The sequence below is a fragment of the Kinneretia sp. DJ1R-11 genome (genome assembly GCF_025717595.1).
In the GTDB taxonomy this organism is placed as follows: domain Bacteria; phylum Pseudomonadota; class Gammaproteobacteria; order Burkholderiales; family Burkholderiaceae_C; genus Paucibacter_A.
In genome coordinates, this window is sequence record NZ_JAJIRR010000012.1 from 108,267 (window position 1) to 129,572 (window position 21,306).

Genomic DNA, 21,306 nt, shown 5'->3' on the forward strand with positions numbered 1-21,306 from the left:
GCGCCGGCTGTTTTCAGATCCGGTGCGCGGTGCTTGTCATCAGTCGAGCCGCGAAGCGCATGAGCGACTTGACCGGTGCCGGCAAAGACTGGGCCCCGGCGGCCTCGGCCTCGGCGGCGTGGCGCGCCTCTTCCAATTTCATCTGTGCCACGATGGCCCGCGAGGGCAGGTCGGCTTCCGGCAGGCGTTGCAGGTGCGAGGCCAGATGCTGCTCGACTTGACGTTCGGTCTCCACGACAAAGCCCAGGCTGACCCGGTCGCCGATGAGGCCGGCCATGCTGCCGATGGCAAAGGCGCCGCCGTACCACAGCGGGCACAGGTGGCTTTTGTGGCTACCCAACTCATCGAGCCGCTGCTGCGTCCATGCCAAGTGGTCAACCTCTTCTTGAGCTGCAGCCTTGAAATGCTGGCGCAGTTCCGGGTCGCGGCTGAACAGGGCTTGTGATTGGTAAAGCGCCTGAGCGCAAACTTCGCCCACATGGTTCACCCGCATCAGAGCTCCGGAAAGTCGGGCCTGTTCCGCGCTGAGTTGCACCGGATCGCAGGACCTGGCCGGTGATGGGCGGGCGGCAGCCGGGGCGGCGAAGACGGTGCGAAGACCGTGGTCGATGCTCGTCAGCACTCGGTCCAAAGGGCTGAGTCGGGATGCGGCGATGTGTGGGCGTGTCATGGGCGGGCTGTGAGCTTGAGCTTGAGCTTGAGCTTGAAGTTTAGGTGCCTCAATGTGAAGTTTCGTCGCCTGAGCCCAGAGGGGGCGATCCATAGGGTTTATGAATGGTTTGTGAACAAGCTTTCTCGTTGTATGTCAACAACGCAAACCCTGAATATGACAATGGAAGGTGTTCTGCCGCCTCATTCGTCTTGTGTAATACGGCAACTTCCGCTGCAGGGGGTTGGCGCAGCGGGCTTGTCGGGAATGGTCAGGCAGCGATGTCGGAGTTTCCGGTCCCACACGGGGAGGTCGGCTCAAGCTGATCTGGAGGCGTCTTTTTGGCAGGGCCCAACTTTCGTGGATGAGCCCTTACATATTTTTTGTGGAGTATCGAATGAAGAAATCTATCGTTGCACTGGCAGTTCTGGGTTCGTTCGCGAGCGTCGCTGCTGCCCAATCGTCGGTCACCCTGTTCGGCGTGGCTGATGCTGCAGCTCGCTACAACAAGGCCGCCGGCAAGACCGTCAAGTCGCTGATTTCCGGTGGCAACACCACCAGCCGTCTGGGCGTGCGCGGTACGGAAGACCTCGGCGGCGGCCTGAAAGTGTCGTTCTGGCTGGAAGGTCAGGTCGACTACGACCAAGGCACCGCTGCTGCAGCATTCTGGGGTCGCCGTTCGACCATCAGCCTGACCGGTGAGTTCGGTGAAGTGCGCGTGGGCCGCTTCAAGTCTGCAGCACGCCTGCACATTGAAGACTTCGATCCCGCTTCGACCACCGGTCTGGGTGATATCACCAAGGTTTACAGTGCTCTGGGAAGCGGAGTCGACCTGTCGCGCTTCAGCAATCAAGTGACCTACATCCTGCCCTCGAACCTGGGTGGTTTCTACGGCGTTGGTGAAGTGGCTGCTGGCGAAGGCGTGGATTCCGGCAAGCAATTTGGCGGCCGTGCAGGCTACAAGGCTGGCCCCTTGCACGTCAGCGTTGCCCTGTCGAACGCCGGTGCGACCAAGAAGTACAAGGTCACCAGCGTCGGCGGTTCTTACGATCTGTCGGTTGCCAAGCTGAACGCTCTGTACACGACCAACAAGTTCGGCACCGCCGAGCAAAAGATCTTGACCCTGGCTGCCACCGCTCCGGTCGGTGCAGGTCTGGTTTGGGGTTCGTGGACAAAGTCGGATGCCAACACCGCAGCCGAAGCCATCTCTGGCGTGGGCGACGCCACCCTGCTGGCCGGTGGTTACATCTACAACCTGTCCAAGCGCACGGCTCTGTACACCACCGTGTCCAAGATCGAGAACAAGGGCAAGGCCCGTTTTTCTCTGGCCAACTCGCCTGCCGTCGCCAACGGCGGTGGTTCGGGTGGTTTCGACGTCGGTATCCGTCACAGCTTCTGATCGATATCGCACAGGCTTTCGGGCCTTGTCTGCAAAAGCCGCCTTCGGGCGGCTTTTTTCATTCTTGCACCTGCCTGACGGAGGGCGGGAGGGTTTGCGCCTGTAGGAGTGCCGCAACAATAGGGTCGCTCCTCGAAGTCCATTCGCACAGAATGGTTGAGTCGACACAAGACGTTCACAACAAGGAGACAACGATGAAAAAGACTGCTGTGGTCCTGGGCCTGCTGGCCGCTTTCACGTCCGCGAGCTGGGCACAGTCCAGCGTCAGCTTGTATGGCATCTTGGATGTCGGCGTGCGCTACACGAGCAACTCAGGACTGAGCGCAGCCACCAAGGGTGACTCCTTGTCGCAGGTGATCCCCGGCGGCATGTCCAACAGCCGCCTTGGTGTCAATGTCACTGAGGATATGGGTGGTGGACTCAAGGCCATCGCCAACTTGGAGCATCGGCTCAATTCCGACACTGGCACACAAACTGCGGCCGAATTCTGGCGTCAATCGTGGGTAGGTTTGGAGTCCAAAGAATATGGCCGCTTGACCCTGGGCCGCCAGTACAACGTCTTGTTCGATGTCTACACGAGCACCTTCTCGTCGTACAAGTATTCTCCGTACATCGAGATTTTCCGACCTGAAACCGTCATGGCCATGGCTGGACGCCAAAGCAATATGGTCAAGTACTTGGCCGAATCGGGCCCCTTCCGGGGTGAAGTGCAGGTCGGTGCCGGGGAAGGCACCAGCCCGGACAAGACATTTGGCGCCATGCTGCGCTATTCCAAGGACGAACTGGCCTTTGGCGCCGGCGTGCTGGACGTCAAGGACACGGCCGGGCGCAATGTGCGTGGCTTGACCGTGGGTGCTGCCTACACGGCCGGCCCCTTGTACGTCAACCTGTCCTGGGGGCAGAACAAATTTGACCTGGGTACGGATGTGCTCCAGGCTGCCTACACCAACAACTACACCATCAGCCCTTCTAGCCGCCTCAATGCAGCCGGGCTGGACGTGAAGAAGCGTGACATGCTGGCACTTGGATTCACCTACCAGTTCAGCAAGGAGCTGAACCTCGGTCTGCAGGGCTGGTATGCCAAGCAAACCCACCATCGCCGCGCTGGCAGCAGCAAAGCTGGTTTTGCTGCCGCGGTGGCTGACTATGCCTTGTCCAAGCGTACAGATCTCTACGCAGAGGCTGACTACTCCAAGCTTGGAGGTGCTGTCAGTTTTGACAACACGGCCAAGAACCGGGTCGGCCTGACGACCGGCATTCGTCACCGTTTCTGAGGCAAATCCATGTTTGAATCCAGGCCGCCGTGTGCGGCCTTTTTTTATTTGCGTTCAGGCATTTTGGAATGACCACTTCTTTGCACTGCCGTTCATGGGTTTTGTCCGCTTGCCTGCTCTTGCTCCTGGCGGCTTGTGCCAGCCCGCCTGCGCCGCAGTCGCTCATGCCTGAACATTTGTCAGCCTGGTCGGCGCGCTCCCTTCCGGGCAAGCGATTGACTGACTATTCCTTCGTGCAGCGCGGCGGTCGTGCCTGTGTGCTCGGTCAAGCCAAGCAGTCGGTCAGTCTCTGGCGCCGGCCGTTGGACCTTGCCGCTGCTCAGGTGGAGCAGCTTCGATTTGATGTCTGGATCGGTGATCATGCGCAGCAGGCCACGGTGACGGCGGCCGAGACTGATGACGCACCGGCACGCATTCTGCTGGGCTTCGACGGCGACGAGGGGCGCCTGTCCATGGCCAATCGCATGCAGTTCGAACTGGTGCGCACCTTGACTGGGGAGGCACCTCCATTCGCCACGCTGATGTATGTCTGGGATGCAACAGCGCCACCGGAGACCTTGGTGGTCAGTGCGCGCAGCGACCGCATCCGCAAGATCGTTGTGGGCTCAGGTCGCAAGGGGTTGCCTGCCTGGCATCAGATCCAGCGTGATGTGCAGGCCGACTACCAGCGTGCGTTTGGTGAAGCGCCCGGGCGCCTGGTTTCACTGGCCCTGATGACCGATGCCGACAACACCCGCAGCCGCGCTGAGGCCTGCTATGGCGAAATTCTGATGCTCGACGATGAGGCGCGGCCTTTGGAGGGTAGCTTGCGCTTTTGAGGCGATTGCTTGGCGCGCATCGGGACTTTCCCGTTTGTGGTCGAGCGTGCTCTTCGCCATCATGGCGCGGGCTTCACTGCCGCCGAGAAGGCGGCTGGCAGCCTATTGGATTCAATCACTGAACGAGCCGAGCCCTAGGAGGCCCGGACGCGGCTGATTCGTGCATGGGGGTGAGCCGAGCGCTTGACCGTGTCGGGGTCAGCATTCGTAGCGGCAGACTTCCCTCAGATCCGACATGCTAGTTTTCATTCTTCGCCGCCTGGTCCAGTCATTGATCGTGATGCTCACGGTGGCCTGCGTGTCCTTCATGCTGTTTCAGTATGTGGGCGACCCCGTCACCAATCTGCTGGGCCAGGATGCCACACAGGAGCAGCGCGAGTCCTTGCGCCGCGATCTGGGCCTGGATGCGCCTTTCCCGGTGCAGTTCGCCCGATTCGTCGGCAATGCGGTTCAAGGTGAGTTCGGTTTGAGCTTGCGTCAAGGGCGCAAGGTCTCGGACCTTATCGCCGAACGTCTGCCGGCCACGCTGGAGTTGGCTTTGGTGGCGGGGTTGATTGCCCTGGGTGTGGGCATTCCACTCGGCGTCTACGCGGCCTTGCGGCGGGGCAAGGCGAGCTCGCAGCTCTTGATGATGCTGTCGCTGCTGGGCGTTTCCCTGCCGACCTTTCTCATCGGCATCCTGCTGATCCTGGTGTTCGCGGTCTGGCTGAAGTGGCTGCCCAGCTTTGGCCGCGGTGACGTCGTCGCCTTTGGCAGTTGGACCACGGGCTTGTTGACCGTCGATGGCCTGCGCCATGTGCTCTTGCCTGCCATCACGCTGTCGGTGTTTCAGCTGACCCTGATCATGCGCTTGGTGCGCTCTGAGATGCTGGAGGTGCTGCGCACCGACTACATCAAGTTCGCTCGCGCACGCGGCCTGAGCAACCGGGCGGTGTACTTCGGCCATGCCTTGAAGAACACCTTGGTGCCTGTGATCACCATCACCGGCCTGCAACTGGGCCAGCTGATTGCTTTTGCCATCATCACTGAGACGGTGTTCCAGTGGCCGGGCATGGGCCTGCTCTTCATCCAGGCGGTGCAGTTCGCCGACATCCCGGTCATGGCCGCCTATCTGTGCCTGATCTCCTTCATTTTCGTCAGCATCAACCTGCTGGTGGATTTGCTGTATTTCGCGGTCGACCCGCGTTTGCGCACGCAGGGCAAGGCCCATTGAGTCGCTTGAATCTGCCAAGCTGCCCCGACCCTGATTCCAGAGAAGCATCGAACCGATGAGCCACCCTTCAAGCCCGCCCGTGCCCGCCGCACCGAATGCGCTGCAGCGCTTTTTCGACGGCGACGTTTGGCATTCCTTTCGCAGTTCGCCGGTGGCTATGCTGGCCGCCGTGATCGCGCTGATTTGTATCTTCTGCGCGGTGTTTGCCGAGTTCGTTGCACCCCATAACCCTTTCGATTTGGCTTCGTTGGAGCTGATGGACTCGCGCCTGCCGCCGGCCTGGATGGAGGGGGGCAGCAGCAAGTACCTGCTCGGTACCGACGATCAGGGGCGGGATATCCTCTCGGCCCTCATGTACGGCGCCCGCATCTCGTTGTTCGTGGGCCTGGCTTCCGTGTTCTTGAGCATGGTGCTCGGGGTCGGTCTGGGCTTGCTGGCGGGCTTTGTCGGCGGCCGGATTGACGCTCTGATCATGCGCGTCTGCGATGTCATGCTGTCCTTCCCGTCCATTCTGATCGCCCTGCTGATAGACGGGGTTGGTCGCGCCATGTTCCCAAACGCACACGACACTTTGGCTTTTTTGGTGTTGATCCTGGCGATCTCGCTGACGGGCTGGGTGCAGTACGCCCGCACGGTGCGCGGCACCACCATGGTCGAGCGCAACAAGGAGTATGTGCAGGCGGCGCGCGTGATCGGTGTCACGCCGCTGCGCATCATGCGCCGCCATGTGCTGCCCAATGTGCTGGGCCCGGTGTTAGTGCTGGCCACCATTCAGGTGGCCTCGGCCATCATCACCGAGGCGACCCTGTCTTTCCTCGGTGTCGGCGTGCCGCCCACCAGCCCCTCACTGGGCACCTTGATCCGTGTGGGCAACGACTTTCTGTTCTCTGGCGAATGGTGGATCACCATCTGGCCCGGCGCCATGCTGGTGCTGATTGCCTTGTCGGTGAACCTGCTCGGGGACTGGTTGCGCGATGCGCTCAATCCCCGCCTGCGTTGAATTGCAAACTTTCCTGCCCATGAGCACACCTTTGCTTGAGGTCCGCCATCTGCGGGTCGAATTCCCCACCCGGCGCGGCACTTTGCTGGCGCTGGACGACATCAATTTCGACATCGCGCCGGGAGAGATCCTTGGCGTGGTGGGCGAGTCGGGCGCCGGCAAATCGCTGACCGGCGCAGCCATCATCGGCTTGCTGGATCCACCGGGGCGCATCGCTTCAGGCGAAATCCTGCTGGAGGGGCGGCGCATCGACAACCTGCCCTACGAGCAGATGCGCAAGATCCGCGGTCGTCAGATTGGCGCGATCTTTCAGGACCCGCTGACCTCGCTGAACCCGCTCTACACCGTCGGGCAGCAGCTGATCGAAACCATCACCACCCATCTGGACCTGAGCCAAGCTCAGGCCCGCGCCCGCGCCATCGAGTTGCTGGAGCAGACCGGCATTCCGGCTGCAGCGGAGCGCATCGACCAGTACCCGCACCAGTTCTCGGGCGGCATGCGCCAGCGCGTGGTGATCGCCCTGGCCTTGGCCGCCAGCCCGAAGCTGATCGTCGCCGACGAGCCGACCACGGCGCTCGATGTCTCCATCCAGGCGCAGATCATTGCCCTGCTCAAACGCATCTGCAAAGAGCAGGGCGCGGCGGTGATGCTGGTCACCCATGATATGGGTGTGATTGCCGAGACCTGCGACCGCGTGGCCGTGCTTTACGCTGGACGCGTCGCCGAGATCGGCCCAGTGCACGATGTCATCCACAAGCCGGCCCACCCCTACACGGCCGGCCTGATGGGTTCCATCCCGGCCATGGACGAGGACCGCGAGCGTCTGCTGCAAATCGATGGTGCCATGCCGCGGCTCAATGCCATCCCGACTGGATGTGCTTACAACCCACGCTGCCCTCGAGTCTTCGAGCGCTGCCGCAAGGAGCGGCCCGAGCTGGTCCGTGTCGGCGCGGGGCGTGCTGCGTGCTGGTTGCATGCGATGGCGTCCGAGTCCGAACTGGAGGGTACGCGATGAGCCGGCCCCTGGTGGAGGTCAAGGACCTCGCGAAGATCTTCGATGTGTCGCCGCCCTGGTTGAATCGGGTGGTGGAGCGCAAGCAGCGCCAGTTTGTCCATGCTGTGGACGGCGTGAGCTTTTCCATTGAACGCGGCAAGACTCTGGCTCTGGTTGGAGAGTCGGGCTGCGGCAAGAGCACGGTCGCGCGCCTGCTGGTGGGTTTGTATGAGCCGACCCGCGGCAGCGTCGAGTTCGACGGGGCGGACACCGCCAAGACCTTGGCGTCCAGCGGCGCCCTGGCCTTGCGTCGGCGCATGCAGATGATTTTTCAGGACCCCTATGCGTCGCTGAACCCGCGCTGGAAAGTGCAGGACATCATCGCCGAGCCCCTGCGTGAGCATGGATTGATTGTTGGTCTGGAGGCTCAGCGTGCTCGTGTGGCTGAGTTGTTGCAATCGGTGGGTTTGACGGCAGCCGACCGCGAGAAGTTCCCGCACCAGTTTTCCGGTGGTCAGCGTCAGCGTATATCGATTGCTCGAGCCTTGGCCACGCAGCCGGAATTCCTGGTCTGTGACGAGCCGACCTCGGCCCTGGATGTGTCCGTTCAAGCCCAGGTCTTGAACATCATGAAGGACCTGCAGCGCGCGCGCGGGCTGACCTATCTCTTTATTTCCCACAACCTGGCCGTGGTCCGTCATGTCTCCGATCAGGTCGGTGTGATGTATCTGGGGCGGCTGGTCGAGCTGGCGGACAAGGCTGATTTGTTTGCGCGACCACGGCACCCGTATACCCGCATGCTGCTGGATGCGATTCCAGACATTCACATGAGCGGTCGTTCACGCACCCCCGTACAGGGCGAGGTGCCCAACCCACTGAACCCGCCCAGTGGCTGCAGCTTCCATCCGCGTTGCCCCCATTCCGGCCCGCGCTGCAAGGCCGAACGACCGGCCTTGCTGGAGATCAAGGGTGTCCGCGTGGCCTGCCACGCGGTGGAGGAAGGCCGGGTCTGAATGTCGCCGCGTAGCAGCGCCCTGGATGCTCAACGCATCAGGGGCGCGCGGCGCTGGCAGCTGGCGCTGCAGCCTTGCCTGTTGTTGGCTTGGGCTGATGGAGCGGACCTTTTTGGCCGCAGGCGCTGAGCAGGCTCAAGCTGAAGCACAGCGCGAGCGCAGTGCGGCGGCGGCCCAAAGACCTTGGCGGGTGAGCGGTGCCGGCCTGCGGGCCTACACTGCGGACTTCCTTGTTGTTTGCTTTCATGGCCGCAGTTTATCGCCGCGTGCCGTCAGCTCTTGCCATCATGTCGCAGCCGTCCGCCCCCTCGTCCTCCCTTGTTCCCGCCGCTACACCGCTCAGCGACGCAGAGTACCAAGCGTGCACCCGCCGTGTGCTGGACCAAGTCGAGGCGACCGTGGACGCCTGGCTGGACGCCGACTTCATTGACATCGACAGCCACCGCAGCGGCGGCCTCTTGGAGCTCAGCTTTCCCGGCGGCAGCAAGATCATTTTGAACACCCAGGCGCCGCTGCAGGAGTTATGGCTGGCCGCGCGAGCCGGGGGCTTCCATTTTCGACACGTGGACAGTCAATGGCTGGACACGCGCAGCGGCGTTGAGTTCCATCAACTGTTGTCAGAGCTGGCCAGCGCCCAGGGCGGTAAGTCACTGCAATTCAAGGAGTCCTGACGGTACCCTTTGGGCGTCGCCAGTAAGGCCTAGCGCTTGAACAGATCCAGGATGCTCTTCTTCTCGTCTTCGCTGGCGGCGCCCGGCAGCTTGCCTTCAGACTGAGTCAGCTCGCGCACGCCGGCCGCGCCGGAATACTCGTCGTAGTACCACTCACCGTTGCGATTGACCACGCCTTCAGGTGCCGTCATTTCGCTGACTGCCACGCCTTTCAGTGCCTGGTTCATGTACTCGATCCAAATCGGCAAGGACAGACCACCGCCGGTTTCCCGGTCGCCCAGCTTTTTGGGCTGGTCGTAGCCCATCCACACCACGGCCACCACCTCCTGCTGATAGCCGGCGAACCAGGCGTCCATGGAGTCATTGGTGGTGCCGGTCTTGCCGTAGATGTCAGGTCGCTTGAGTTGGGCCTGCGCCTTGGCCGCGGTGCCACTGCGTGTCACTTCTTGCAGTAGGCTGGTCATCAGGAAGGCGTTGCGCGCCTCGATCACGCGGCTGTCTTCGCCCAGGTCCAGCTGGGGCGCTTCGTAGAGCAAGCGGCCTTTGTTGTCAGTGAGCTTGGCGATCAGCTGCGGCGTGATGCGGTGGCCGCCGTTGGCGAACACGGCGTAGCCTTGCGCCATTTGCATCGGCGTCACCGAACCGGCGCCCAGGGCCATGGTCAAGTAGGCGGGGTGTTTCTCGGCCTCGAAGCCAAAGCGGGTGATCCAATCCTGCGCGTAATTCACGCCAATGGAATTGAGCACCCGGATCGACACCATGTTTTTGGACTTGGCCAGGGCCTTGCGCAAGGGCAGGGGGCCGTCGAAGGTGCCGTCGTAGTTCTTCGGCTCCCAAGGCTGGCTGCCAGTGGTGGATGCGTCGAAGAACAGCGGTGCGTCATTGACGACGGTGCTGGGTGTGAAGCCCTTTTCCAGCGCCGCCGAGTAGATGAAGGGCTTGAAGCTGGAGCCAGGTTGGCGCCAGGCCTGAGTCACGTGGTTGAACTTGTTCTTGGCATAGTCAAAGCCGCCGACCATGGCCCGCACACGGCCGTTACGCGGGTCGAGCGAGACGAAAGCGCCTTCCACCACGGGCAGCTGGGTGATAGTCCATTCTTCCTGGCTCGGCTTGTTTGCGATCGGCGCCTTCACCACGCGGATGATGGCGCCGCGACGGACGCGGGTCTTGGGGTTGCCGTTCTCGGCCAAACCCGATGTGGCCGGCCTCAAGCCCTCGCCAGTGATGGTGACGGTTTCACCGCTCTGCAATGCGGCTACCACCTTCTTTGGGCTGGCTTCCAGCACCACGGCGGCCAGTAGTTCGTCATTGGCCGGGTGGTCGTTCAGGGCTTCGGCAACGCGGCTGTCCAGCTCGGCCGGGTTTGCGGGCAGATCGGCGTAGGCCTCCGGGCCCCGGTAGACCTGGCGCCGCTCAAAGTTGAGGATGCCGCGGCGCAGTGCTCGGTAGGCCACGTTTTGCTCTTCAGCTTTGAGCGTCAGATAAACATTGAGACCGCGCGTGTAGGCTTCTTCGCCGTATTGGCTGTAGATCAACTGGCGCGCCGCTTCGGTCACAAACTCGGCATGGCTGGGCGTTTCATTGGCTGGGCGCAGGCGCAGCTTCTGTGCCTTGGCGCTGTCGCGTTGCTCTTCAGTGATGTAGCCGTTCTCCAACATTCGCTCGATGATGTACTGCTGGCGTATGGTGGCCCGTCGTGGGTTGTTGATCGGGTTGTAGGCGGATGGAGCTTTGGGCAGTCCGGCCAGCATGGCCGCCTCGGCAATCGTGAGGTCCTGAATCGGCTTGCTGAAATAGACCTCGCTGGCGGCGGCGAAACCATAGGCGCGATGCCCCAGAAAGATCTGGTTCATATAGATCTCGAGGATCTGCTCCTTGCTCAGCGCGTTTTCGATCTTCAGTGCCAGCAAAATCTCGTAGATCTTGCGGGTCAATGTCTTCTCGGTCGATAGGTAGAAATTGCGCGCCACCTGCATGGTGATGGTGGAAGCGCCTTGGCTGCGCGACTCTGTGAAGTTGGCCAGGCCGGCGCGTATCACGCCGAGATAGTCCACGCCACCGTGTTGGTAGAAGCGCGCATCTTCGATCGCCAGCACGGCGTCCTGCATAACCTTGGGAATTTCCTTGATGGGCAGGAAGTTGCGTCTTTCGTCGCCAAATTCGGCCAAAAGTGTGCCGTCATTGGACAGTACGCGCAGCGGCAACTTGGGACGGTAATCGGTCAGGCCGCTGATGTCGGGCAAGTTTGGGTAGGCAGTGGCCAGGGCCATGGCCACCAGCATCAGCACCGCAAAAGTCCCTGCTGCGGCCAAGCCGAGCAGCCAAGTCAGGACCTTGAGCAAGACATGGGCGGCTGGCTTGCTCGCGGTTTGCCGAGTCTCAGATGTGGGCTGCTGCGGGGAGTTCTTCTTGGCGTCGCTCATGGGCCTCCGGATGGGTCGGCGCATTATAGGAAGGGTCGGTTCGAGCCGCGGACTTCGGTGAATCCAGTTTTCGCGCGCAAATGAATCGGAGGTTTTGCCTGCTTGTCCGGCTCTGGCCCCCAGCTTTTGGGCGAGAGAATTAGGCGGAACAGATTCCTGCGATTGGCTTGCAGGCCATAGAAAAGGCGAGTTTCTCGGTGTTTTTCGGGGCATCCAGACCGACTGCGCCCGTGTATGTTACGCAACGAGCTGTTACCAGCTGTGACCGCTTTTCATTGGGCGATCAACACCTTTGCTGCTAGCATTCAAGTAACTTATTAACAGTCCGGCGCACAAACGTTGGGGGATTCGCGTCATGGGCATACTTGACGTTTTATTGGGTCGAAAGCATCCGCCGATGATTGGCCTCGATATCAGTTCGTCGAGTGTCAAGTTGGTCGAGCTGGGCCAAAGTGCCAGTGGTGAACTGGTGTTGGAGAGATTTGCTACTGAGTCTTTCGAGAAGGGCTGGATCACTGACGGCCAGATCGAGAAATTCGACGAAGTGGCAGATGCGGTGCGGCGCGTGGTGGCGCGCAGTGGTAGCCGTACCCGAGATGCGGTGTTGGCGATGCCGCAGTCGGCCGTCATTACCAAGAAAATCATGTTGCCAGCTGGGCTGCGCGACGAGGAACTGGAGATCCAGGTCGAGGCTGAAGCGAATCAGTACATTCCCTTCTCGCTTGATGAGGTGAGCCTGGATTTCTGCGTGATCGGGCCCAGTCCTACGTCGGTAGGTGATGTTGAGGTCCTGATCGCCGCCTCGCGCAAGGATCGCGTGCAAGATCGCCAGGGCTTGGCTGAAGCGGCCGGTTTGCGTCCTGTTGTCTTGGACATTGAGTCGCACGCCTCGCGCATGGCCATGGGTCGCTTGATCGCCAACCTGCCGAATGCAGGCAAGGACGCGCTGGTGGCTTTGTTCGAGATTGGTGCGGACACGACCAGCCTCAAGGTGCTCCGCGATGACGAGATGCTTTACGACCGCGATCAGGCCTTTGGTGGCTCGCAGCTGACCCAGCTGATCTCACGTCAATACGGCTTCTCTTTCGAGGAGGCTGAGCAGAAGAAATTGTCGAACGACCTGCCCGAAGACTTTGAGGTCGCGGTGCTCAATCCTTTTGTGGACAGCCTGTCTCAGGAAATCGGCCGTGCTTTGCAGTATTTCTTCACCAGCACGCCGCACCACAAGGTGCACTACGTGATGCTTGCGGGTGGTACGGCCACCTTGCCGGGTCTGAAGGAGCGCGTGACTGAGTTGACCGGCTTTGCCTGCATGGTTGTCAACCCATTCGAGAATATGGAGCTGGGTTCTTCGGTGCGCGAGCAGAAGCTGCGCCGTGAAGCGCCGGCCTATTTGACCGCTTGTGGCCTGGCGATGCGGAGGTTCTACCAGTGATCTTGATCAATCTGCTTCCCCATAGGGAAGAGAAGCGCAAGCGCCGGAAGAGTGCATTTTTTGCCGGCTTGGGTTTGTCTGCTTTGGTTGGTGTCGGTCTCTTGATGGCTGGCTATGCCTTGTATCAGCATCTGAGTGCTGAGCAGCGCAGTCGCAATCAATACCTGAATGACCAGATCGCTAAGCTCGATGAACAGATCAAGGACATCGCCAATTTGAAGTCTGAGCTCGAGTCGCTGAAATCGCGTCAACGGGCAGTGGAAGATCTTCAGAGTGATCGCAACACACCGGTGCAATTGCTCAATGAGTTGGCCAGATATACGCCGGAGGGCGTGTATCTGACGGCGATACGGCAGTCCGACAAGGTGGTGACCATTAGTGGCATTGCCCAGACTCAGGAGCGCGTTTCGGAGTTCATTCGCAACACTTCCCGAAGTTCAGAGTGGCTGGAGCGACCTGATTTGGTGGAGATCAAGGCGACCAATTTAAGCACCAGCGGCAGAGATCAAAAGCGCCTGAATGAGTTTTCCATGAAGGTGTCAATAAAGGAACCGGTCCGTGAAGCCGCGCCCGGCATCCCGAACAAGCCCGCTGCGGCCCCCAAGTCCTGAAGGCAAGCATGGCCAGTACGTCTTTGAATCTCAAATTTGACCCCAATGCCTGGGCGGCAGAGATTGCGGACCAGTTTCGCGGTCTGAATCCGAATGAGCCGGGTCAATGGCCTTGGCTTCCCAAGCTGACTGCTTTTGTGGGCGTCACGGTCCTAGTGTTGGTTTTGGGCTGGGTGTTCGCACTGTCCGACGAGCAGGCGCACCTCGATGCGGAGGTGGCCAAGGAGCCTGGTTTGCGCCAGGACTACACTGCCAAGTTGGCCCAGGCTGTCAATTTGCCGGAGTTGCGCAAGCAGAAGAGCCAGGTCGAGGAGTATGTGACCCAGTTGGAGAAGCAACTGCCTGGCAAGGCCGAGATGGATGCCTTGTTGTCCGATATCAATCAGGCGGGTGTGGGGCGCGGTTTGCAGTTTGAGTTGTTCCGGCCGGGCCAGGTGCTGGTCAAAGACTACTATGCAGAGCAGCCGATCTCCTTGCGCGTCTCGGGGCGCTATCACGACATCGGCGCATTCGCGGCTGATGTGTCCAACCTTTCGCGAATTGTTACCTTGCACAACCTGAATGTGCTCGCGCCAACGGGCAAGGAATTGGGCAGCGGCACTTTGAGCATGGAGGCCACTGCGCGCACTTACCGCTACCTGGATACGCTGGAAGTGGCAGAGCAGAAGAAGTTGGCGGCCAAGACCGCAGGTGGAGCGAAGAAATGAGCGCTCGAATGAAGCAAGGTCTGGGAACTGCTCATCAAGCTTTCCGTCGCGTCGCCATTTTCGTAGTCGGTCTGGGCCTGGTGGCTTGTTCAGCCGACATGAATGAGCTCCAGCAATGGATGGAGCAGCAACGCAAGGACGCCAGGGCCAATATCGTACCCTTGGTGCCGCCCAAGAAGTTCCTGCCTCAACCCTATGAGGCCAGTTTGGGGGTCGAGCCCTTCAGCCCGCAAAAGCTCAGTGTGGCGGTGAAGCAGGAGGCTTCCTTGCCAAACTCCTTGCTGGCGGCCGAGATGAAGCGGCCAAGGCAGCCATTGGAGGCCTATCCGCTGGACAGCATGTCCATGGTCGGCAGCATCACGCGCCAGAATCAGCGCTATGCCTTGCTGCGGGTGGACAACCTGCTCTATCAGGTTAAGGGCGGTGATTACCTGGGTTTGAATTTTGGACGGGTGATGAAGATCAGCGAAACCGAAATCGGATTGCGAGAAGTCGTCCAGGACGCTGCGGGCGAGTGGATTGAGCGCACCAGTACCCTCCAGCTGCAGGAGAAGGGACGATGAAAAATTTCCAGGAGACATCGAGGATGAGCCATTGGCGCAAATGGGCTACGGCCTCGGCCTTCGTTCTGACGGCGCTGGCCATGGTCGCGCCTGCCCGGGCTCAGACTGCCATCCGCTCCATCAACAGCACCCAGCAATCGGGTGTGGAGGTGGTGCGTATCGAGTTGAGCCAGCCGCTGACGGAGATTCCGCGCGGTTTCACCGTTCAGACTCCGCCGCGCATTGCCATCGACCTGCCGGGTGTGGTCAACGCTGTCGGTCGCTCGGTGGTGGAAATCAATCAGGGCAACCTGCGCTCGGCCAATATCGCCCAGGCCGGCGAGCGTTCGCGGGTGGTGCTGAACCTGCGCACGCCTTCGGGCTACCGCGCCGAGTTGCAGGACAACGCCCTGCTACTGATTCTTGAGACTGCAGCAGCAGCGCCTCAGGCTGCCAATGAGCCGGTGCATTTCTCGCAAAGTCTCAATGCTGAGGCGCAAGCAATTCGTGACATTGACTTCCGGCGCGGCCAGGACAACTCCGGCCGGGTGATCGTCAATTTGCCGAGCAACCAGGTGGGCGTGGACATCCAGCAGCAAGGTCAGAACTTGGTGGTGGAGTTCCTTCGCTCGACCTTGCCGGAAGGCCTGCGTCGCAAGCTCGACGTCGCCGACTTCGGCAGTCCAGTGCAGTCTGTGGTGACCACCCAGAACGGCGACCGGGTCCGCATGGTCATTGAGCCCAAAGGTGCCTGGGAGCACAGTGCATATCAGAGTGACAACCAGTTTGTGCTCGAGGTGCGCCACCAGAAGCAGGACCCCAACAAACTGACCACCGGCCCTGGCTATGCTGGCGACAAGTTGTCCTTGAACTTCCAGAACATCGAGGTTCGGGCCCTGTTGCAGGTGATCGCCGATTTCACCAACTTCAATGTGGTGACTAGCGATACCGTGACTGGCAGTGTCACCCTGCGCCTCAAGGACGTGCCATGGGATCAGGCCCTGGACATCATCATGCAAGCCAAGGGCTTAGGTCTGCGCAAGTCCGGCAATGTGCTGTGGATTGCACCTAAGGACGAGCTCTCCGCCAAGGAGAAGCTTGATCTGGAGGCCAAGGCTCAGATCGCGAATTTGGAACCGGTTCGCACCCAGTCGATCCAGCTGAATTACACCAAGGCGGAGGAAGTCGCCAAGGGATTGAGTGGCCAGAATGCAAGTAGTGGTGGTGGCGGCGGCGGTGGCGCACAGAATCCTGCGCGAATCCTTTCGCCCCGCGGCAGTGTGATCTTCGAGTCGCGCACCAACCAGTTGTTCGTGACCGACATTCCGTCCAAGTTGGAGGAGATCTTGGCCATGATCGCCAAGATCGATATTCCGGTGCGCCAAGTTTTGATTGAAGCTCGTATCGTTGAGGCTGACGACAAATTCGGTCGCTCCTTGGGTGTCAAGTTGGGCAGCGCCGACCTGCGTGGCCTCAACGGTGGGATTCCGGGTTACTCGGTTGGCGGCAACAACTACCTGACCTTGGGCGGTAGCCTGAACGGTATTGCCGGACAGACATTGCAGCCAGGCGGCAGTGTGGGCGTGGACGGCGGAGGTCGTTTCAATACTCAGTTTGTCAATTTGCCGGCCAATGTTTCCTCGGACAGCTTCGGTGGCTCTAACGTCGCTAACTTCGCCTTGTCACTGTTCAATGCCAGTGCCAACCGTTTCTTGAATCTGGAACTTTCCGCATTGGAGGCAGATGGCAAAGGAAAGATCGTCTCCAGCCCTCGCGTTATTACGGCCGACCAGGTCAAAGCCTTGATCGAGCAAGGTGAAGAGTTGCCCTACCAGGTGGCCACATCCAGCGGCGCGACCTCGATTCAGTTCAAGAAGGCCGTGTTGAAGTTGGAAGTTACGCCGCAGATCACGCCGGAAGGCAATGTGATTCTGGATGTGGACGTGAACAAGGATAGCCGCGGCACGCTGACGCCTCAAGGTTATGCGATCAACAACAAGCATGTGAAGACCATGGTTCTGGTCGAGAACGGTGGCACGGTGGTAATCGGCGGCATCTTCACCCAGGATGAACGCGAGAGCGAGTCCAAAGTGCCGGTGCTAGGCGACATTCCCTACCTCGGGAATTTGTTCAAGAGCAAGAGCCGTACTACCAGTAAGACCGAGCTCTTGATTTTCCTGACCCCCAAGGTGGTCAGCGACAGGGCCACGGTGCGCTGAAGCACAAGCGATATCGGGAGAGGCCGTGCGTTCGAACGAGCGGCAATGCAGGAGTTTGCAGAAATGAATACATCGACGGTTTTCGGGTGCTTGTCATGGCGCCGGATGGCAGGCGGGGCTACGGCCTTGTTCTTAGCAGTGACCTTGGCGGCTTGTGGCGGTGGTGGTGGTGATTCCGGGAAGTCTGTGTTTGACCCGGGCACGGGCACAACACCGACCACGCCAAGCACGTTGACAGACCTTGCCATCGTTGCTGACAAGACGGCGGTGCCGAACTCTGGCCTGGAAAATGTGACGTTTACGATAACAGCGTTGACCACTGGTAATGCTGCGTTGACCGGCGTGGAGACGCCGATCACTGTGGAAGTGGATAGTGGGGCCATCGTCACCCCGTCTGCCAAGGTCACAGGCAAGGAGAACGGCAAGATCACTGCCGTGGTTCAAATTACCGACAAGACCAGCCGCACTGTTAAGCTGACGGTGAGTTCGGGAACGATCAAGAAGACCGCTAGCTTTGATGTTGTGGACAGCCTCACGGGTAGCAAAGTAGCCGATCTGCGCATGGTGCTCGATAAAGTGACCATACCCAATGACGGCACCCAAGCGATGAAGTTGACGGTCACCTCTGTCGACGCGTCCAACAGTGCCATCGGCGGCTCGCCGGTCAGTTTGGCGCTGCTTGATTCTTCGGTGGGCGGCTCGGTGGTCAATGCCTTCGGCAAGACCTCGACCGATTCAACCTCGGGGCAGCTGACTGCGGATGTCAGTTTGATCACGAAGAAGGTTAATCGTTCGATCACGGTGCAAGCTACCAGCGGCACCGTGGTGCGCACCATCACTTTTGATGTGATCGAGGCTGTCTCTGTGATTCCCAAGGCCAGCGATTTGACCATGTCATTGAGTCGCACCACTGTTGGCAACTCGGGTACTGAGCCTGTCGATGTGGTGGTGACGGCAGTTGACAGCCTACGCAACGCTGTCAGCGGCATCAAGGTTACCTTCACCGTGGATAGCAATGCCATCTTGGTGCCCGGCAATTTGACTACGGACTCTTCGGGTCAAGCCAAGGCCTCGGTGCTGGTTGGAGCCGATCATTCGAATCGAACCGTTACGGTGACAGCCACCAGCGATGCGCTGGTGCGTCGCGCCTCCTTCAAGGTGACGGGTGCCAAATTGCAGGCTCAACTCCTGCCGGCCACTTTGCGCAACGGTGATATCGGTGCCGTTGAATACACTTTGACGGACGTAACAGGTAATCCGATGCCCGATGTGGCAGTGACAGTGGATAGCAGCCAAGGGCTGCCAGTTGCTTGTGTAGGGAAACCTGGCCCAGCTCCCAGCATTACTGATTTGAAGGGCAAGTATTCGTTTTGCTACAAAGCGACTGGCAGTGGCCCGACTTTGATCAGTGGTTCTGCTGGCGGTGCATCGGTGAGCAGCACCGTGCAGATCGATGCAACCGTGTCCGATGTGCCGGCCGCTATCACGATTGGTTCCGCGACCTTCACGGCATCGCCCGGCGTCGTGGCCGTCAATTCAGTGGGCAGCACCGAGAACCGAGCCGAGTTGCGCCTGCTTTTCCGCAGTGACAAGAATGAGCCCATTCCCAATGTTCGCGCTCGCATCGGCTTCGGCAGCAACAATTCTGGAACTGACGGCGATATCAGCTCAGGCAAGGATAAGGTCATCATTTCAGATGCTACCGGCGTCGCGGTCACCAGCTTCGTTTCAGGCCAACGACCCAGCCCGACTGATCAGGTCAAGGTGAATGCCTGTTTCTCTAAGACCGACACGGTCGAGGCCATCAAAGATTGTCCGGCGGATCGTCTGCGCACAATATCCTTGACGGTGGTGGAACAGCCGGTGTCGGTTTCCATTGGTACCAATTCAGTGATTGGCACCGGTATTAACAAGTTGACCTACTACCAAGAATTCACTGTTTTGGTGGTTGATTCGGCGGGTAATCCTAAGGCCGACGTACAAGTCGGTCCTTTGATTGACCTTGTTTCTTTCCAGAAGGGCGAGTGGGTTTGGGATGCCGGTCTGAAGTTGTGGTTGAAGAACAGTGATGCCAAAGGGCGGGTGGCCTATGTTTGCATCAACGAAGACAGCTCCGCTGGCATCGGATTTAGAAATGGAACCATTGAGACGTTCTCCGAGGATCGCAATGGCAACGGGATTTTGGATTTCGGGGAGGACTCGAACGGCAATGGTGTGCTTGATATTGGGGTTTCCGAAGACGTCAATGGCAACAAACAGTTGGACCCGCGCAAGTCAGATGTTTCTGTGACGATGGTGGGATCCACGAAAACGGACCTCAACGGTTTGGCCGTGCTTCGTATCGAGTATCCCCAGAGCTATGGAAGTTGGGTTGAGTATGCGCTCCGCGTCAGTGCATCAGGCGTTGTGAGCCCCCCGGCATTCTTTGGACGCGTCGCTAAGGAAGGGGATACGCTCCAAACCCTGACTGGCGTTGCGAAAGTTGTCGGTGTGCCAATCGATGCTGTGAAGAACGAGGCGGATCCGCCATTCCGTTTCAGCCCTTACGGCATCAATGTAGGGCCGAATTTCTGTAGCACCGCGAATTAAGTGCCTCTCTTGGCATGGCTCAGCTTTTAGTCGCTCTCGTCGGCATGCCCGGCGGTGGCAAGTCCACCGTCGGACGCCAGTTGGCTCGCCAGCTGGGCATGCGCTTCGTCGACACGGATGCAGAAATCGAAGCGCGGATCGGAGAGCCGATCCGCGTTTTTTTTGAACGTTCGGGCGAAGCTGCGTTTCGCGATATCGAAAGCCAGGTTCTGGCCGAGCTGCTGACCCGCGGCGGCGAGCTGGTCTTGGCCACTGGCGGCGGCATTGTGCTCCGTGACGCCAACCGGCAGCTCTTGCACGACGCCGCCACGGTTCTGTACTTGCGATCGACGCCGGAGGAGCTGTTTCGTCGCCTGCGCCACGACACCCAACGGCCTTTGCTGCAGGTGCGTGATCCTTTGCAGAAGTTGCGTGAGCTCTATGTTCAGCGCAACCCGCTCTATCGCAGCTGCGCGCACTATGTGCTCGAGACGGGTCGACCTTCGGTTCACGGCCTCGTCAATATGGCTTTGATGCAGCTGGAACTGGCGGGTGTGATCGATCCCTCCCGGGTTGCTGCCACCGTAGGCGCCGAACCCTGCTGAGCCAAGTCGGCCCCTAGGGCCAGCCACCGTACACTTGGCAGATGACTGTTTCGGCCCCTCTTCATTCCGCTGTCCAGTGCGTTTCGATTGCACTTGACCAACGCAGCTACGACATCCATATCGGCCCAGGCTTGCTGAGCTTGGCGGTTTCCTGGCAAGGTCTGCCCAAAGCATCTTGTGCGCTGATCGTCAGCAATGAGGTCGTGGCGCCGCTGTATTTGCAGCGCTTGCAAGCCCAGCTCAGTGCCCACTATGCGCGGGTCGAGTTCGTGCAACTGCCCGATGGCGAGCTGCACAAGGACTGGGCCAGCCTCAATCACATTTTTGATCACTTGCTGGCACGCGCCGCGGACCGCAAGACGGTTTTGTTCGCGCTCGGCGGTGGTGTGATCGGCGATATGACCGGTTTCGCAGCAGCCATCTATATGCGCGGCGTGCCCTTCGTGCAGGTTCCGACGACTCTGCTGGCTCAGGTGGACTCCTCGGTGGGTGGCAAGACGGCTATCAATCATCCGCTAGGCAAGAACATGATCGGGGCCTTCTACCAGCCCGAGCGTGTGATCGCCGATCTGGATACCTTGGATACCTTGCCGCAGCGTGAGCTGGCGGCCGGCCTGGCCGAAGTCATCAAGTACGGGCCGATTGCCGATGGTGATTTTCTGTCCTGGATCGAAGCCAATCTGGATGCCCTACTGGCGCGCGACAAGTCAGCGTTGGCCTACGCCGTGAAACGCTGCTGTGAGATCAAGGCCTGGGTGGTGGGCCAGGATGAACGCGAGCAAGGTCTGCGGGCCATTCTCAATTTCGGCCACACCTTCGGCCATGCCATCGAGACCGGCATGGGCTACGGGCAATGGCTGCACGGCGAGGCCGTCGGCTGTGGCATGGTCATGGCGGCCGATCTGTCGGTGCGGAAGGGCTTGATGCCCGCAGCTTTTCTGCCCCGCTTGCGCGAGCTGATCGAACGTGCAGGTTTGCCGGTGCGCGCGCCGCGCTTGGGAGCCGAGCGCTATCTGGAGCTGATGCGCGTGGACAAAAAGGCCGAGGCTGGCGAAATTCGCTTTGTGCTGATCGAAGCCTTGGGTCGGGCCGGCATGCATGGCGCGCCGGATGCGCTGGTGGCTGAAGTGCTCGCTGCCCATTGCGAGTGAGTCCGTCATCCCGG

General features: G+C 60.1%; 19 protein-coding genes. 16 read left to right on the forward strand and 3 right to left on the reverse strand.

The features are described from left to right. Nucleotides 1–13: 13 nt before the first annotated feature. Nucleotides 14–670 (reverse strand): 2-polyprenyl-3-methyl-6-methoxy-1,4-benzoquinone monooxygenase, encoded by a 657-nt coding sequence (coq7, locus tag LNV23_RS18520; RefSeq protein WP_411910597.1) that lies wholly within the window; start codon nt 668–670, stop codon nt 14–16. 376 nt (nt 671–1,046) lie between these two features. On the opposite strand from coq7, the gene LNV23_RS18525 reads away from it, so the two are divergent. The 7 genes from LNV23_RS18525 (at nt 1,047) to LNV23_RS18555 (ending at nt 8,360) form a co-directional block, all read left to right on the forward strand. Further along, entirely contained in the window at nt 1,047–2,048 is a 1,002-nt protein-coding gene (locus LNV23_RS18525) for a porin (protein WP_263564331.1), read from the forward strand. A gap of 194 nt (nt 2,049–2,242) precedes the next feature. Continuing rightward, complete coding sequence (locus LNV23_RS18530; protein ID WP_263564332.1) at nt 2,243–3,322, forward strand: porin; 1,080 nt, start codon at nt 2,243–2,245, stop codon at nt 3,320–3,322. A 164-nt stretch (nt 3,323–3,486) separates the two neighbouring features. Then, the gene (locus LNV23_RS18535; protein ID WP_263564333.1) at nt 3,487–4,140 is read left to right on the forward strand and encodes a DUF3047 domain-containing protein; all 654 of its coding nucleotides are present in this window, start codon (nt 3,487–3,489) and stop codon (nt 4,138–4,140) included. A gap of 235 nt (nt 4,141–4,375) precedes the next feature. Further along, nucleotides 4,376–5,353 (forward strand): ABC transporter permease, encoded by a 978-nt coding sequence (locus LNV23_RS18540; protein WP_263564334.1) that lies wholly within the window; start codon nt 4,376–4,378, stop codon nt 5,351–5,353. Between the two features lie 55 nt (nt 5,354–5,408). After that, complete coding sequence (locus LNV23_RS18545) at nt 5,409–6,353, forward strand: ABC transporter permease (protein ID WP_263518987.1); 945 nt, start codon at nt 5,409–5,411, stop codon at nt 6,351–6,353. Nucleotides 6,354–6,372: 19 nt separating this feature from the next. Further along, the gene (locus LNV23_RS18550) at nt 6,373–7,368 is read left to right on the forward strand and encodes an ABC transporter ATP-binding protein (protein WP_263564335.1); all 996 of its coding nucleotides are present in this window, start codon (nt 6,373–6,375) and stop codon (nt 7,366–7,368) included. Further along, complete coding sequence (locus LNV23_RS18555; protein WP_263564336.1) at nt 7,365–8,360, forward strand: ABC transporter ATP-binding protein; 996 nt, start codon at nt 7,365–7,367, stop codon at nt 8,358–8,360. Before LNV23_RS18550 ends, LNV23_RS18555 begins: the two co-directional genes overlap by 4 nt. Before the next feature lie 37 nt (nt 8,361–8,397). Here the strand turns inward: LNV23_RS18555 and lptM are convergent, their stop codons facing one another. Next, nucleotides 8,398–8,607, reverse strand: a complete 210-nt coding sequence (lptM, locus tag LNV23_RS24105; protein WP_411910598.1) for an LPS translocon maturation chaperone LptM — start codon at nt 8,605–8,607, stop codon at nt 8,398–8,400. Between the two features lie 40 nt (nt 8,608–8,647). Between lptM and cyaY the strand changes: the two genes are divergently transcribed. Further along, the gene (gene cyaY, locus LNV23_RS18560; protein ID WP_263564337.1) at nt 8,648–9,031 is read left to right on the forward strand and encodes an iron donor protein CyaY; all 384 of its coding nucleotides are present in this window, start codon (nt 8,648–8,650) and stop codon (nt 9,029–9,031) included. A 29-nt stretch (nt 9,032–9,060) separates the two neighbouring features. Here cyaY and LNV23_RS18565 read toward each other — a convergent pair whose 3' ends face one another. Continuing rightward, nucleotides 9,061–11,454, reverse strand: coding sequence for a penicillin-binding protein 1A (locus LNV23_RS18565; protein WP_263564338.1), 2,394 nt, complete (start codon nt 11,452–11,454; stop codon nt 9,061–9,063). A 355-nt stretch (nt 11,455–11,809) separates the two neighbouring features. Here LNV23_RS18565 and LNV23_RS18570 point away from each other — a divergent pair, with 355 nt between their 5' ends. The 8 genes from LNV23_RS18570 (at nt 11,810) to aroB (ending at nt 21,292) form a co-directional block, all read left to right on the forward strand. Then, entirely contained in the window at nt 11,810–12,889 is a 1,080-nt protein-coding gene (locus tag LNV23_RS18570; RefSeq protein ID WP_263518980.1) for a pilus assembly protein PilM, read from the forward strand. Beyond that, nucleotides 12,886–13,500 carry a PilN domain-containing protein gene (locus LNV23_RS18575; protein WP_263564339.1) on the forward strand — a complete coding sequence of 205 codons (615 nt, stop codon included), beginning with the start codon at nt 12,886–12,888 and terminating at the stop codon, nt 13,498–13,500. Before LNV23_RS18570 ends, LNV23_RS18575 begins: the two co-directional genes overlap by 4 nt. A gap of 8 nt (nt 13,501–13,508) precedes the next feature. Further along, nucleotides 13,509–14,207, forward strand: coding sequence for a type IV pilus inner membrane component PilO (locus tag LNV23_RS18580; RefSeq protein WP_263564340.1), 699 nt, complete (start codon nt 13,509–13,511; stop codon nt 14,205–14,207). A gap of 98 nt (nt 14,208–14,305) precedes the next feature. After that, nucleotides 14,306–14,770, forward strand: coding sequence for a pilus assembly protein PilP (locus LNV23_RS18585; protein WP_263564383.1), 465 nt, complete (start codon nt 14,306–14,308; stop codon nt 14,768–14,770). Between the two features lie 23 nt (nt 14,771–14,793). Continuing rightward, complete coding sequence (locus tag LNV23_RS18590; RefSeq protein WP_263564341.1) at nt 14,794–16,968, forward strand: type IV pilus secretin PilQ; 2,175 nt, start codon at nt 14,794–14,796, stop codon at nt 16,966–16,968. A 63-nt stretch (nt 16,969–17,031) separates the two neighbouring features. Beyond that, nucleotides 17,032–19,557 carry an Ig-like domain-containing protein gene (locus tag LNV23_RS18595; RefSeq protein ID WP_263564342.1) on the forward strand — a complete coding sequence of 842 codons (2,526 nt, stop codon included), beginning with the start codon at nt 17,032–17,034 and terminating at the stop codon, nt 19,555–19,557. A gap of 14 nt (nt 19,558–19,571) precedes the next feature. Continuing rightward, the gene (locus LNV23_RS18600; RefSeq protein WP_263564343.1) at nt 19,572–20,141 is read left to right on the forward strand and encodes a shikimate kinase; all 570 of its coding nucleotides are present in this window, start codon (nt 19,572–19,574) and stop codon (nt 20,139–20,141) included. A 41-nt stretch (nt 20,142–20,182) separates the two neighbouring features. Next, a complete protein-coding gene (gene aroB, locus LNV23_RS18605) occupies nt 20,183–21,292 on the forward strand; it encodes a 3-dehydroquinate synthase (RefSeq protein WP_263564344.1) in 1,110 nt (369 codons plus the stop codon). The last annotated feature ends 14 nt before the right edge of the window (nt 21,293–21,306 follow it).